Source organism: Allobosea sp. TAF32 (assembly GCF_052113585.1).
Classification (GTDB): domain Bacteria; phylum Pseudomonadota; class Alphaproteobacteria; order Rhizobiales; family Beijerinckiaceae; genus Allobosea.
Window position 1 is genome coordinate 702,627 of record NZ_JBFRDM010000001.1, and the last position, 14,501, is coordinate 717,127.

Consider the following 14,501-nt stretch of genomic DNA (forward strand, 5'->3'; position numbering starts at 1 on the left):
AAAGGCGGCGGGCTTGTCGCGGCCCGTCTCGACGCAGGCTTTACGAAGGTCTCAACCCATGCCTGAGCTACCCGAGGTCGAAACCGTCCGGCGCGGGCTGGAGCCGGCCATGCTGGGCGAGCGCTTCGCGCGCGTCGAGCAGCGCCGGCCCGATCTGCGCTTTCCGTTGCCCGACCGGTTCTCCGAGCGGCTGACCGGCCGACGCATCGAGGCGTTGTCGCGCCGGGCGAAATATCTGATCGCCGATCTCGACGATGGCGAGGCACTCGTCATGCATCTGGGCATGAGCGGGCGCTTCATCGTCGAGGCGCCCGGCACGCCCCCGACCGAGCCGGGCTCCTACTATAATGAGATCGGCCGGCACCTGATCCACGATCATATCGTGTTCGAGATGGGGACGGGCGCGCGCATCACTTATAACGACGTGCGTCGCTTCGGCTTCATGGACCTCGTACCACGTGCCGCGCTCGCAACGTCGAAGCATTTTTCGGGCATGGGCATCGAGCCGCTCGGCAACGAATTGTCCGGCGAAATGCTGGCCAAGCTCTTCGCCGGCAAGATCGCTCCGCTCAAGGCCGCGCTGCTCGACCAGCGGCTCGTCGCCGGTCTCGGCAATATCTATGTCTGCGAGGCGCTGTTCCGCGCCGGGCTTCATCCCGAGGCGGAAGCCGGGACGATCGCGACGCCGACCGGCCGCCCACGCGACAAGGCGCATGAACTCGCCCGCATCATCCGCGAAGTGCTGGAGGAGGCGGTCGCGGCCGGCGGCTCGACGCTCCGCGACTTCGCCCATGCCGACGGCTCGCTCGGCTATTTCCAGCACCGCTTCAAGGTCTATGACCGCGAGGGCGAGGTCTGCGTCACGCCCGGCTGCGGTCAGCCGGTCAAGCGGCTGGTGCAATCGGGCCGCTCGACCTTCTATTGCGAGTGCTGCCAGCCACGACGGTGAGGACCTCGCGTCATTCTCGGGCTTGACCCGAGAATCTCAGGCCGGAAAGGCACGGGTGCCTCATTCTGCAGGAGATGCTCGGGTCAAGCCCGAGCATGACGAGCCCCTGATCCCGGGTGCGAATGCGCGGATGCGCGCAACGCGCATGGACTTGGACCTTCCCGGCCCGCTAAAGCTGCGACGACAGCATCATCGGGGAGGCCGCCATGGCTTATGAGACCATTCTCGTCGAGACCAAGGGCAAGGTCGGGCAGATCACCCTGAACAGACCGCAGGCGCTGAACGCGCTGAACGGCCAGCTCATCGGCGAGATCAACGCGGCGCTCGACGGCTTCGAAAAGGATGCCGGCATCGGCTGCATCGTCATCACCGGCTCCGAGAAGGCCTTCGCCGCCGGGGCCGACATCAAGGAGATGCAGAGCCGGACCTTTCCCGGCACCTATCTCGACGACAAGTTCGCAGATTGGGACCGGATCGGCCAGCGCCGCAAGCCGATCGTCGCGGCGGTCGCCGGCTTCGCGCTCGGCGGCGGCTGCGAGCTCGCCATGATGTGCGACTTCATCATTGCGGCCGACAATGCGAAGTTCGGTCAGCCCGAAATCAATCTCGGCGTCATTCCCGGCGCCGGCGGAACCCAGCGCCTGACCAAGGCGGTCGGCAAGGCCAAGGCGATGGACCTCATCCTCACCGGCCGGATGATGAATGCCGAGGAAGCCGAGCGTTCCGGTCTCGTCGCCCGCATCGTGCCGCTCGCCGATCTGATGGCCGAGACGCTGAAGGCGGCCGAGGCGATCGCGGCGAAGTCCCTGCCCTCCGTACTGATGGCGAAGGAATCGGTCGAGCGTGCCTTCGAGGTGACGCTGCAGGAAGGCCTGCGCTTCGAGCGCCGCGTCTTCTCCTCGCTCTTCGCCACCGCCGACCAGAAGGAAGGCATGTCCGCCTTCGCCGAGAAGCGGAAGCCGGACTTCAAGAACGCCTGACGCCGCGCGTGCGGGCCGACGCCGCGCCGGCGCGCACGACCGATCACCTCCATGCATGGCCGGGGCGTCGATCTTTGACTTGAACCCGGCCCCGCCCTGCTGACACGATGCACCTTCATCAGCAGGACGAAACCCATGACCACCGCAGCCCGCATCGCCGCCCCCGAGGGCATCACGCTACCGACCTATGCCGATGTCGAGCTCGCCGCCGAGCGCCTGAAGGGCGTCGCGCATCACACCCCGGCGATGAGCTCGGCGACGGCCAATCGGCGCACCGGGGCGAGCCTCGTCTTCAAGCCCGAAAACCTGCAGCGCATGGGCGCCTTCAAGTTCCGCGGCGGCTACAACGCCATTTCCGCACTCTCCCCCGAGCAGAAGAAGGCGGGCGTGCTCACCTTCTCTTCAGGCAACCACGCCCAGGCCATCGCCTATGCCGGCAAGCTGCTCGGCGTACCCACCACCATCATCATGCCGGAAGACGCACCGAAGGCGAAGGTCGAGGCGACCCAGGGCTATGGCGGCGAGGTCGTTCGCTACGACCGCTACACCCAGGACCGGCTGGAGATCGGCAACCGCATCGCCACCGAGCGCGGGCTGACGCTGATCCCGCCCTATGACCATGCCGACGTCATCGCCGGCCAGGGCACCGCGACCAAGGAGCTGATCGAGGATGCCGGGCCGTTCGACATCCTGATCGTGCCGCTCGGCGGCGGCGGGCTTCTCGCCGGGGCTGCCCTGGCGGCCAAGGCGCTCAATCCCAATTGCCGCATCTTCGGGGTCGAGCCCGAGGCCGGCAATGACGGCCAGCAGTCGCTGCGGTCCGGCAAGATCGTCAGGATCGGCGTGCCGAAGACCATAGCCGACGGCGCGCAGACCGCATTCCTGGGCGATCGCACTTTCCCGATCATCCAGGCGCTGGTCGAGGACATCGTCACCGTCAGCGACGCCGAGCTCATTGAGGCCATGCGCTTCTTCGCCGAGCGGATGAAGCTCGTGGTCGAGCCGACCGGCTGTCTCGCTGCAGCCGCGGCGCTGACCGGCAAGGTTCCAGTCGAAGGCCAGCGCGTCGGCGTCATCATCAGCGGCGGCAACGTCGATCTGGCGAGCTTCGCCCGCTTCATCGCGCCCTCCGCGTGAGGATAGCGCGGCGAAAGCGATTCCGGCGTTGACGGCGGTGTCGCAAGCGACTATAGCCCCACCACTCGCGGCGGCCCGCGCAAGCTCGGCCGCCGCTCACGTTTTTCCAGCAAGGAAGCGGCCAGGCCCGCCGGCAATAATGCCAGGCGCCCAACCGCGATGAGAACGAGGACGTTTCGATGGCCAATACGACGTCGGCCAAGAAGGCTACGCGCAAGATCGCCCGCCGCACCGAGGTCAACAAGACCCGCCGTTCGCGGATGCGCACCTTCCTGCGCAAGGTCGAGGAGGCGATCGCCTCGGGCGACAAGTCTGCCGCAGCCGAGGCCCTGAAGGCTGCTCAGCCCGAGATCATGCGCGCTGCGCAGAAGGGCGTGGTTCACAAGAACACCGCCTCGCGCAAGGTTTCCCGCCTTGCTCACCGCATCGGCGCGCTGGCTTCCTAAGCGTAAAATTCCGCCTGTTTCGACGGCGAAAAGCCCGGCCTCGCGGCCGGGCTTTTTCGTTGGCTAAAGCCTCTCCTGTTGCGACTCCGCCACAGGCGCCGAAGGAACAGAAAAACCTCGCCCGCAAGCCATTTCCGCAGGCTTTCCACGGGTTTGCGGACTTGACTCTCAGGCGCGCTTCAGAGCGAAAAATCGGCCTCCGCAACAGACTCCGCCGCTCACAAAAAGACCTGTATTATCATCATCTTAGTGGGCAAAGGATTTTGGCGAGTAGAATCGCGGCGACTCTGCGGCGGGCTTTTCGAGACCAGCGAAAAAAAGATTCGCGGCGTGCAGGGGAGCCGGGCATCAAGAAAATCTTAAGTTCCCCAACCAATTGCAGGGCGCAGCCTCGCTTTGGCGGAGCCACCTCGCGAGGCGAGTCTTCGAAGCCGGCTGAAAGGGATGTTGCAGCCCGTCGAGAGCGCCTTGTAAGGTCCCTTCATCGCCCGGCGGACAGCAATGACCGCCAGGCGTTTTCCAGAGATGATAAGCGTTTTGGCTCGCGACCATGGAGGTTGGAGGATGTAGCTCCTTTGTCTTTTAGTGTTGAGATAAAGGGCGGCATCGTCCCTCGACGAGCCTTCCAAGCGTAATCGACAGAGCATGGATCGGAACCTGCGGGCGATAAAGCGCCCGACAGGACGGGATCCTTTTTTTAACCGGACAACAGTGCCAGGAACGCGGCCGCCCTGTGGCCGCCGCTCCGAAGGCGCGTGCATTTCAAAGAATGGGGCCATTGATGTTCGAGCGACAGGAACTCGGTGATACGGTCGATACAGCGTCTGTGGTGGTGATCGCGGCTGACGAGGCCGCCGGGGTTCAGCTGGACGAGGTTTCGGTTCAGGACGCCTGGGAACGCGTCCGGCGGCGTCTGCGCGCCGAGCTTGGCGAAGACGTCTTCTCCAGCTGGTTCGGCCGGCTCGAGCTCGCCGGCATTGTCGAGGGCGTGGCCTATCTCACGGTCCCGACCCGCTTCCTGAAGAGCTGGCTCGAGGCGCATTATGCTGAGCGCCTGCGGGTGAACTGCATGGCGGAGCTGCCGGCGCCGGGCGGCGTGCTGCTCTCGGTTCGCACGGTCTCGCGCGAAACCACGGTCGTCGCACCACGCGTCGACGCCGCCCTGCGCGCCCGGCCTGCCACCACGCCCTCCCCCGTCGCGGCCGAAGCCGCCCGGCCGGCTGCCGCTGGCGGCGCTCAACCCTGCGAATCCGATCTCGTCGACGCCTGCGGCACCGCGCTCGACAAGCGCATGAGCTTCCAGAGCTTCGTCGTCGGCAAGTCGAACCAGCTCGCCTTCGCGGCGGCCGAACGCATCGCCGGCGCACCGGCGGGCCAGAGCCCCTATAACCCGCTCTATCTCCATGCCGGCGTCGGCCTCGGCAAGACGCATCTGCTGCAGGCAGTCGCGCAGGAAGCGCGCCGCCAGGGCAAGCGCGTCGCCTACTTCACCGCAGACCGCTTCATGTATGGCTTCGTCGCGGCGCTGAAGTCGCAGACCGCGCTCGCCTTCAAGGAGAAGCTGCGCGGCATCGACCTGCTCATCGTCGACGACGTGCAGTTCATCCAGGGCAAGTCGATCCAGCAGGAGTTCGGCCACACGATCAACGCACTGCTCGATGCCGGCAAGCAGATCGTCGTCGCCGGCGATCGCCTCGCCGGTGAACTGGAAGCGCTCGACGAGCGCATTCGCTCGCGGCTGGGCGGCGGCCTCGTCGTCGAGGTCGGCGAGCTCGACGAAGCCCTGCGTGTCAAGATTCTGGCGACCCGCATGGACGCGCTGCAGGGCGCCCATCCGAACTTCCAAGTCAGCCCGGATGTGATCGCCTATGTCGCTCGCGTCGTCACGACCAACGGCCGCGATCTCGACGGCGCCGCCAACCGCCTGCTCGCCCATGCGACGCTGTCGGGCCAGCTCGTGACGCTGGAAACGGCAGAATCCGCAATCCGCGATCTCGTTCGGACGCGCGAGCCGCGCCGGGTCAAGATCGAGGACATCCAGAAGCTCGTCGCGACCCGCTACAACGTCAGCCGCGCCGACATCCTCTCGGAGCGCCGCACCGCGGCAGTGGTCAAGCCGCGCCAGATCGCGATGTATCTGTCGAAGGCGCTGACGCCGCGCTCGCTGCCCGAGATCGGCCGCCGCTTCGGCGGACGCGATCACACCACGGTGCTGCACGCCGTGCGCAAGATCGAGAAGGCGATCAGCGAGGACCGCTCGCTGCATGACGAGGTCGATCTCCTGAAGCGCATGCTGCAGGAGTGAGCCCGGCGCGGATAGATCGCCCTGCGTCCCTCCGGGCGTGAAGCGGTCTATCCCTTTGTCCAAGCGTCGACTTCGCCCGAAAGGTGGGTTCCGCTTTTCGGGCCGATACGCAGGCACGCGCCCGTTGCCGCCAAAGGTTGTGGCTGCTGGAGCGCACAGGTCTTGCGCGCCCGCCCCGCGTCCTGCAATGTCGCTGGCCATTCATCGGCCCGGGCAGCCATGCCCGGGCGGCTAGCGCCAGAAGACTAGACAATCATGAAGGTCACGGTCGAACGTTCCACGCTGCTCAAGTCGCTTGGCCACGTGCATCGCGTGGTGGAGCGCCGCAACACGATCCCGATCCTGTCGAACCTGTTGCTTAGCGCCTCCGAGAACGGCCTGCGGCTCAAGGCAACCGATCTCGACATCGAGGTGGTGGAGACGATTCCGGCCGACGCAGCGGAGCCCGGTGCCACGACGGTTCCCGCCCATACCCTCTACGACATCGTCCGCAAGCTGCCCGACGGCGCGCAGGTCTCGCTCGAGACGACCGGCGATAGCGGCCTCGTGCTGCGCTCGGGCCGCTCGCGCTTCCAGCTGCAGACACTGCCGGAGAGCGATTTCCCGGACATCACCGCAGGCGAGATGGCGCATCGCTTTGTGCTGCCGGCCGGCGAGCTGAAGCGGCTGATCGACAAGACACAGTTCGCGATCTCGACCGAGGAGACGCGGTACTACCTCAACGGCATCTATCTCCACACCATCGACGTCGATGGCCGCCCGGTGCTGCGCGCCGTAGCGACGGACGGACACCGGCTCGCCCGCGTCGACACCGCGGCGCCGCAGGGCTCGGTCGGCATGCCCGGCGTGATCGTGCCGCGCAAGGCCGTGGCCGAGATCCAGAAGCTGCTGGAAGACGGCGAGAGCGAAGTCGCGGTCGAGCTCTCCGGCTCGAAGATCCGCGTCGCGACCGCCAGCGTGGTGCTGACCTCGAAACTGATCGACGGCACCTTCCCCGATTATCAGCGCGTCATCCCGAGCGGGAACGACAAGCGGCTAACGGTAGACAGAGGCGATTTCGCCGCTTCCGTCGACCGCGTCTCGACCATCTCGTCGGAGCGTGGCCGTGCGGTGAAGCTCTCCATGGCTGACGGGCGCATGACGCTCTCCGTCACCAATCCGGATTCCGGCTCGGCGACCGAGGAGATCGAGGTCGATTACGAGGCGAGCCCGCTCGATATCGGCTTCAATGCCCGCTACCTCATGGACATCGCCGCCCAGCTCGACGGCGACACCGCCCTGCTCAAGCTCGCCGACCCGGGGTCGCCGACCGTGATCCAGGATCGCGAAGGCGCTTCCGCGCTCTATGTGCTGATGCCGATGCGCGTCTGAACGAGCGGCCCATGGCCGCCGTCGCGCGCCTGATCCTGCAGGACTTCCGTTCCTACGAGGCCCTCGATCTTCCGGTCGGGGGCCAAATCGTTGCGCTGATCGGCGAGAACGGAGCCGGCAAGACCAATATCCTCGAAGCGCTCTCGCTGTTCACACCGGGACGGGGCCTGCGCCGTACCGAGCTTTCAGTCATGGCGCGGCAAGGTGGCGACGGTTCCTTCGCCGCCTCGATCACGCTCGCCGAGGATGCTGGTCGGCTCGGCCTCGGCCTCGGCCCCCTCGACGCAGAGGGGCGCCGGCCGCGTCTTGCCCGCATCGACGGTGCCGCGGTCGGCTCAGCGCTCGCCTTCAGCGATTATCTGCGCGTGGTCTGGCTCACGCCCGATCTCGACGGCTTGTTCCGGGGCTCCGCCGGCGACCGCCGCCGCTTCCTCGACCGTTTGGTGCTGGCGATCGACCCGGGCCACGCCACCCGCTCGAATGCGCTGGAACGGGCGCTGCGCTCGCGCAACCGCATCCTCGAGGAAAGCCCTGGACAGGCCCAATGGCTCGACGCGATCGAACGCGAGGTCGCCGAACTCGGCGTCGCCGTCGCGGCTGCGCGCGCCGAGACAGTGGCGCGTTTGTCCGCGATCATAGCCGAGACCCGCGATGAAGCCTCGCCCTTCCCCTATGCCGATATCACGCTTTCGGGCGAGATCGACGAACTCGTGGCCCGCCTGCCGGCCATCGATGCGGAGGACGCCTATCGCGACCTGCTGCGCCAGGGCCGCCATCGCGACCGGGCAGCCGGGCGCACGCTCGCAGGCCCGCAGGCCTCCGATCTCGATGTCCGCCACGGACCGAAGGACATCCCGGCCGGACAGGGCTCGACCGGCGAGCAGAAGGCGCTGCTGATCGGGCTGGTGCTGGCCCATGCCCGGCTCGTCGCGGCGATGAGCGGCATCGCCCCGCTGGTCCTGCTCGACGAAATCGCCGCGCATCTCGACCCGCGCCGGCGCGCGGCGCTTTACGAGGGCCTCACCGGGCTGGGCTGCCAGGTCTGGATGACCGGCGCCGACGCCGCCCTGTTCGGCGACCTGCCGGCCGGCGCGCAGCGTTTCGCGATCACGCCGGGCCGGGCCGACCCGCTGGATTGATCGATCGGACCACGTCTTGCGATGGGACGGGGCGGAGCGTCGCTGTTAGCATCTCGATAAATCGGGAGACGCCCATGGAACTCGCCAGCCTCGCCCTGTTCGCGGGCGTCTATTTCCTCGCCGTCGCCTCGCCCGGGCCGGCGATTGCGGCTCTCGTCGCACGCTCCCTCTCCACCGGCTTTCGGCGATCCCTGCCCTTCCTCGCCGGCATCGTCGCAGGCGACCTCGTCTGGTTCACGCTCTCGGCGCTCGGCCTCAGCGTCCTCATGCAGAGCTTCCACGGCGTCTTCGTCGCGATCAAATATGCCGGCTGTGCCTATCTCATCTATCTCGCCTTCAAAGCCTGGACGGCTCCGGCCGAGCCGCCCAAACCTTCCCCCGCCGCGCGCGGCGAGGGCATCCGCCTGTTCCTGGGCGGCATCGCGCTGACGCTCGGCAATCCCAAGGTCATGATCTTCTTCCTGTCGATCCTGCCATTGGTCATCGATCTCAACGCGCTGACCCCGCTCGCCTATCTGGAAGTCATGGCGCTGATCGCGCCGATCCTCGGCGGGACGATGCTGGCCTATGCCTATGCGGCCGATCGGGCACGGCGCCTCGTCGCCAGCCCGCGCGCCATGCGCTGGATCAACCGGACGACCGGCGGCGTGATGGCTGGCGCCGCAGCGGCCATCGCGACGCGAAGCTGAGCCGTCGTGCTGCTGGCCGCCGGCCTGCTCGATCTCGGCTTCGCCCTGTTCCACGCCGCCTTCTGGCGATTGTTCGGCTGGCCGGAGAAGCTCGAGCGCTCCGGCAGCCTGAACACCGCGATCACCCAGACGCTCAACGTCATGCTGGGTTTCGTCTTCCTCGCCTATGGGGCGGCGCTGCTCTGGCAGTCGGAGCAAGCGAGCGCCCAGCCGCTGCTACCCTTGGCCGGTGCCGGCTTCTGGAGCCTGAGGCTCGTCCTGCAATTCATCTGGTTCGATCTACGGCCCTGGCCGTCGAGGCTGATCGCCGCGATCTTCGCATTGACCGCACTCGTTCATCTGTTGGCGGCGCGCGGCTAGGCGGGCGAAAGACTGGCCAAGCGCGTCCGGCTGCGGCACACCCCTTCCCCATGTCGCCATCCCGCGAATCAGAAGCCCGCGCGATCCTGAAATCCGTGTGGGGCTACGATGATTTCCGCCCCGGCCAGTGGGAGGTGATCGAAGCTGCCCTTACCGGCCGCGACGTCTTCGCGGTGATGCCGACCGGCTCCGGCAAATCGATGTGTTACCAGCTCCCGGCGCTGGTCGCGGGCGGCCTCACTCTCGTCGTCTCGCCCCTGATCGCGCTGATGCGCGATCAGGTCGGCCAGCTCGTCCGGGCCGGAGTGCCGGCTGCCTCGCTCAACTCGATGAACAGCGAGAGCGAGGCCACCGAGGCCTGGGACCGCCTCAACGCGGGCGATCTGCGGCTCCTCTTCGTCTCGCCGGAGCGGCTTGCCGGAGAGGGGCTGGTCTCGCGCCTCAAGCGCATCGGGGTGACGCGGCTCGCCATCGACGAGGCGCATTGCGTCTCGCAATGGGGCCACGACTTCCGCCCGGAATATCGGCTGCTCGCCAAGACGCGCGAAGCACTTGGCGGCGTGCCGGTGACGGCGCTGACCGCCACCGCCGACCGGCAGACCCAGGCCGACATCGCCGCCCAGCTCTTTCCGCAGCCGCCGCAGATGGTGGTGCATTCCTTCGACCGGCCGAATCTGAAGCTCGCCTTCGCGCCGAAGGATCAGCCGCGTCGGCAGATCGACGATTTTCTGCGGCGCCACCGCAACGGCTCCGGCATCGTCTACTGCTCGTCGCGCAACAAGACCGAACGGCTCGCCGAAGGCCTGCGCGAGAAGGGCTGGAACGCGCTCGCCTACCATGCCGGGCTGGAGCAGGCGGAGCGCAACCGCAACCAGGACACCTTCCTGCAGGAGGACGGCGTCGTCGTCTGCGCCACCATCGCGTTCGGCATGGGCATCAACAAGCCGGATGTGCGCTTCGTCGTTCATGCCGACATGCCCGGCTCGATCGAGAGCTACTATCAGGAGATCGGCCGCGCCGGCCGCGACGGCCTGCCGGCAGACACGCTCACCCTCTACGGCGTCGACGACATGGCGCTCCGCCGCCGCCAGATCGACGAGAAGCCGGTCGACGACGAGCGCAAGCGCATCGAACACAAGCGCCTCAACGCGATGATCGACCTCTGCGAGAATGCATTGTGCCGGCGCAGTGCGCTGCTCAGCTATTTCGGCGAGGAGACGCCACCCTGCAGGCATGGCCAGGCCCCGTTCCGCTGCGATCTCTGCGGCGCCGAGGCGCCGGCGCTTCAGGACGCGACGCTCGATGCGCGAAAACTGCTCTCGGCCGTGATCCGCTCGGGCGAGCGCTTTGGCGCCGGTCATCTCGCGGACATCCTGACGGGGACGGCAACCGAGACGATCCGCCGCCAGAACCATGACGGGCTCAAGACCTTCGGCGTCGGCTCGGACAAGCCCAAGGCGGCCTGGACCGGGCTGACGCGCAAGCTCTTCGCCGCCGGCGCGCTGGCCGAGGCCAGCACCGAGCATGGCGGCTTCCGCCTGACGCCGAAGGGCGAGGACATCCTGTTCGGCCGGGAGAGCATCGCGCTCAGGGCCGATCCCTTCGCCGAGCGTCGCTCCCGCCGCGGAGAGCGCGATGCCGCCCGCGCCGACGGTCTCGACGAGGGCACGGCCGCCCTCTTCGAGCATCTGCGCAAGCTTCGCCTCCAGCTTGCCCGCGAGGAAGGCGTCGCGGCCTACATCATCTTCACCGACCGGACCCTGATCGCGATGGCGCGCGAGCGGCCGCTCAGTCTCGACGAGATGCGCGCGATCGAAGGCGTCGGCGAGCGCAAGCTCGCGCAATATGGCGAGGCCTTCATCGAGGCGATAACGGAATTTCGGGGATAGAAGGGTGCCCTGAACCTCTCCGACATGCTCGCCCCTGTGGCGAGCGTCCACGTCTTGAACACCGCATTGCACGAAGGAAGGCGTGGATGGTCGGCACAAGGCCGACCATGACGGGTAGCGCCGCGCTCATGGGCTCCGGCCTCGTGGCTTCGCGACGCTCCCATGCGTGTGTGGGGCGGCCGAAACCGCCTCCTTGCGCACGCACGTACGCGAGCGCGTGAAAAAGCCATCGTCTACCCCTATATTGTCCTTTCGAATCAGGATCATCGCGGGCACTCGCTCGCCCGCTCAGGGACCACTTCATGACCGATGCCGCGCTCAGCGCCCAGCCCGACGATTACGGCGCCGATTCCATCAAGGTTCTCAAGGGTCTGGATGCCGTCCGCAAGCGGCCTGGCATGTATATCGGCGACACCGATGACGGCTCCGGCCTGCACCACATGGTCTACGAAGTCGTCGACAACGCGATCGACGAGGCGCTCGCCGGACATGCGGACCTCGTCACGGTGACGCTGAATGCCGACGGGTCGGTCACCGTGACCGACAACGGCCGCGGCATCCCGACCGATATCCACAGCGAGGAAGGCATCTCGGCGGCCGAGGTCATCATGACCCAGCTCCATGCCGGCGGTAAGTTCGACCAAAACTCCTACAAGGTCTCGGGCGGTCTGCACGGGGTCGGCGTCTCCGTCGTCAACGCGCTCTCGGTCTCGCTCAAGCTGCGCATCTGGCGCGGCGGCCATGAGCATTTCATGGAATTCCGCCATGGCGACGCGGTGGCGCCGCTCGCCGTGGTCGGCCCGCAGGGCGACAAGCGCGGCACCGAGGTCACCTTCCTGCCGTCGCAAGAGACCTTCACCATGGTGGAGTTCGACTACAAGACGCTGGAACACCGGCTGCGCGAGCTCGCCTTCCTGAACTCGGGCGTGCGCATCGTGCTGACCGATGCGCGCCATGCCGAGGTGGTGCGCGAAGAGCTGATGTATGATGGCGGCGTCGAAGCCTTCGTGCGCTATCTCGACCGGGCCAAGACGGCGGTGATCGAAAAGCCGATCATGCTGACCTCGGAGAAGGACGGCATCACCGTCGATGTCGCCCTGTGGTGGAACGACAGCTACCACGAGAACGTGCTCTGCTTCACCAACAACATCCCGCAGCGCGACGGCGGCACCCATCTCGCCGGCTTCCGAGCCGCGCTGACGCGCCAGGTCACCGGCTATGCCGAGAGCTCGGGCATCTCGAAGAAGGAAAAGGTCTCGCTGACCGGCGACGACTGCCGCGAAGGCCTGACCGCGATCGTCTCGGTCAAGGTCCCCGATCCGAAGTTCTCGTCGCAGACCAAGGACAAGCTGGTTTCCTCTGAAGTCCGCCCGGTCGTCGAGAACGTCGTCAACCAGGCGCTCTCCGAGTGGCTGGAAGAGCATCCGAGCGAGGCCAAGACCATCGTCGGCAAGGTGGCGGAAGCCGCTGCCGCCCGCGAGGCCGCCCGCAAGGCACGCGACCTCACCCGCCGCAAGGGCGCGCTCGATATCGCCTCGCTTCCGGGCAAATTGGCTGATTGCCAGGAACGCGACCCGGCCAAGTCCGAACTCTTCATCGTCGAGGGTGACTCGGCCGGCGGCTCCGCCAAGCAGGGCCGCGCCCGCGAATACCAGGCTGTGCTGCCGCTGCGCGGCAAGATCCTGAACGTCGAGCGGGCCCGCTTCGACAAGATGCTCTCCTCCGACCAGGTCGGCACGCTGATCACGGCGCTCGGCGCCGGCATCGGCCGGGCCGATGCCGAACAGGGCGGCTTCAACCTGGCGAAGCTGCGCTACCACAAGATCATCATCATGACCGACGCCGACGTCGACGGCGCCCATATTCGTACCCTGCTGCTGACCTTCTTCTACCGGCAGATGCCGGAATTGATCGATGCCGGCCATCTCTTCATCGCCCAGCCTCCGCTCTACAAGGCGGCACGCGGCAAGAGCCATGTCTACCTGAAGGACGAGCGGGCGCTGGAGCAATATCTGGTCGACTCGACGGTCGACGGCGCCACCTTCCGCACCGGCGACGGCATCGAGCGCGGCGGCGCGGATCTGCGCGTCCTGATCGAGGAAGCTCGCAACGTGCGCAATGCGCTGTCGCAGCTGCATTCGCGCTATGACCGGCGCGTCGTCGAGCAGATGGCGATCGCCGGCGTGCTGCATCCGGTGAGCGAGGAGAACGAGGCGCAGGCGAACGAGGCCGCAGCCTATGTCGCGCGCCGGCTCGATGCGATCTCTGACGAGTTGGAGCGCGGCTGGGAAGGCAAGGTCAGCGAGGGCGGCTTCGTCTTCTCGCGCATGGTCCGCGGGGTGAAGCAGGCGGCGACGATCGATGCCGGCCTGCTCGCCAGCGCCGAGGCCCGCAAGCTCGATGCCGCGGCGCTCTCGCTGCAGGAGGCCTATGCCAAGCCCGGCACGCTCGCCCGCAAGGGCGATTCCTTCACGATCAATGGGCCGAGCGATCTGTTCGACGCGGTCTCGACCATCGGCCGCAAGGGCGTCGCGCTGCAGCGTTACAAAGGACTGGGCGAGATGAACCCCGACCAGCTCTGGGAAACGACGCTCGACCGCGACGTGCGCTCGCTGCTGCGGGTCAAGAACGACCAGAACGACGAGGCCGACGATCTCTTCGTCAAGCTGATGGGCGATGTCGTCGAGCCGCGACGCGAGTTCATCCAGACGAACGCGCTGAACGCGACCGTCGACATCTGAATTCGGCTTTGTTTATTCGAACGCCTTGAATCGAGACCGAGGCTGCGACGCGCAGGTGGAAGGCCGCGAACGGGAGACCAGCCGCCGGATGGCGGCCGGTCTGGAAATCACATCTTCTTGCCGTCCTTGCCGAATTGTTTGAGGAAGGCCGTCAGATCCATGATTTCCTTCTCGTTCTTGATGCCCGCGAAGACCATCTTCGTTCCCGGGATCTTGGCCTTCGGGTCCTTGATGTATTCGGCGAAATTGGTTTCGTCCCAGGTCAGATTCGCCGCTTTGTTCGCCGTCGAATAGCTGTAGCCCTCGACCGAGCCCGTATGGCGCCCGAAGAGGCCGTTCAGCTCCGGACCGACGCCATTCTTAGCCGTCTCACCAAGCTGGTGACAGGCCCTGCACTTATTGAAGGAGCGCTCGCCGGCGGAGACATCCTGCGCAGGGGCCGGCTGCGCCGCGACAAGTGCGAGCAGGAAGGGAACGGGGATCAACGTCTTCATC

At 66.7% G+C, this 14,501-nt stretch carries 12 protein-coding genes; 11 read left to right on the forward strand and 1 reads right to left on the reverse strand.

Going from position 1 to position 14,501, the window contains the following annotated elements; genetic code table 11:
- Positions 1-58 precede the first annotated feature (58 nt).
- From mutM to gyrB, 11 genes are all read left to right on the forward strand, one after another.
- Positions 59-949 (forward strand): bifunctional DNA-formamidopyrimidine glycosylase/DNA-(apurinic or apyrimidinic site) lyase, encoded by an 891-nt coding sequence (mutM, locus tag AB4Z16_RS03165; protein WP_441509857.1) that lies wholly within the window; start codon positions 59-61, stop codon positions 947-949.
- Between the two features lie 206 nt (positions 950-1,155).
- The gene (locus AB4Z16_RS03170) at positions 1,156-1,929 is read left to right on the forward strand and encodes an enoyl-CoA hydratase (RefSeq protein ID WP_441509858.1); all 774 of its coding nucleotides are present in this window, start codon (positions 1,156-1,158) and stop codon (positions 1,927-1,929) included.
- A 135-nt stretch (positions 1,930-2,064) separates the two neighbouring features.
- Positions 2,065-3,066, forward strand: coding sequence for a threo-3-hydroxy-L-aspartate ammonia-lyase (locus AB4Z16_RS03175; protein WP_441509859.1), 1,002 nt, complete (start codon positions 2,065-2,067; stop codon positions 3,064-3,066).
- Positions 3,067-3,245: 179 nt separating this feature from the next.
- A complete protein-coding gene (rpsT, locus tag AB4Z16_RS03180) occupies positions 3,246-3,512 on the forward strand; it encodes a 30S ribosomal protein S20 (protein WP_149131629.1) in 267 nt (88 codons plus the stop codon).
- Between the two features lie 781 nt (positions 3,513-4,293).
- The gene (gene dnaA / locus AB4Z16_RS03185) at positions 4,294-5,817 is read left to right on the forward strand and encodes a chromosomal replication initiator protein DnaA (RefSeq protein ID WP_441509860.1); all 1,524 of its coding nucleotides are present in this window, start codon (positions 4,294-4,296) and stop codon (positions 5,815-5,817) included.
- 255 nt (positions 5,818-6,072) lie between these two features.
- The gene (dnaN, locus tag AB4Z16_RS03190; RefSeq protein WP_441509861.1) at positions 6,073-7,188 is read left to right on the forward strand and encodes a DNA polymerase III subunit beta; all 1,116 of its coding nucleotides are present in this window, start codon (positions 6,073-6,075) and stop codon (positions 7,186-7,188) included.
- An 11-nt stretch (positions 7,189-7,199) separates the two neighbouring features.
- On the forward strand, positions 7,200-8,327 hold the full coding sequence (gene recF / locus AB4Z16_RS03195; protein WP_441509862.1) for a DNA replication/repair protein RecF: 1,128 nt from the start codon (positions 7,200-7,202) through the stop codon (positions 8,325-8,327).
- Between the two features lie 74 nt (positions 8,328-8,401).
- Entirely contained in the window at positions 8,402-9,016 is a 615-nt protein-coding gene (locus tag AB4Z16_RS03200; protein WP_441509863.1) for a LysE family translocator, read from the forward strand.
- Positions 9,017-9,022: 6 nt separating this feature from the next.
- Positions 9,023-9,376 (forward strand): hypothetical protein, encoded by a 354-nt coding sequence (locus tag AB4Z16_RS03205; RefSeq protein WP_441509864.1) that lies wholly within the window; start codon positions 9,023-9,025, stop codon positions 9,374-9,376.
- Positions 9,377-9,426: 50 nt separating this feature from the next.
- Positions 9,427-11,265 carry a DNA helicase RecQ gene (recQ, locus tag AB4Z16_RS03210; RefSeq protein ID WP_441509865.1) on the forward strand — a complete coding sequence of 613 codons (1,839 nt, stop codon included), beginning with the start codon at positions 9,427-9,429 and terminating at the stop codon, positions 11,263-11,265.
- A gap of 302 nt (positions 11,266-11,567) precedes the next feature.
- Complete coding sequence (gene gyrB, locus AB4Z16_RS03215) at positions 11,568-14,006, forward strand: DNA topoisomerase (ATP-hydrolyzing) subunit B (RefSeq protein ID WP_441509866.1); 2,439 nt, start codon at positions 11,568-11,570, stop codon at positions 14,004-14,006.
- 107 nt (positions 14,007-14,113) lie between these two features.
- Here the strand turns inward: gyrB and AB4Z16_RS03220 are convergent, their stop codons facing one another.
- The gene (locus AB4Z16_RS03220; protein WP_441509867.1) at positions 14,114-14,500 is read right to left on the reverse strand and encodes a c-type cytochrome; all 387 of its coding nucleotides are present in this window, start codon (positions 14,498-14,500) and stop codon (positions 14,114-14,116) included.
- Between the last annotated feature and the right edge of the window lies 1 nt (position 14,501).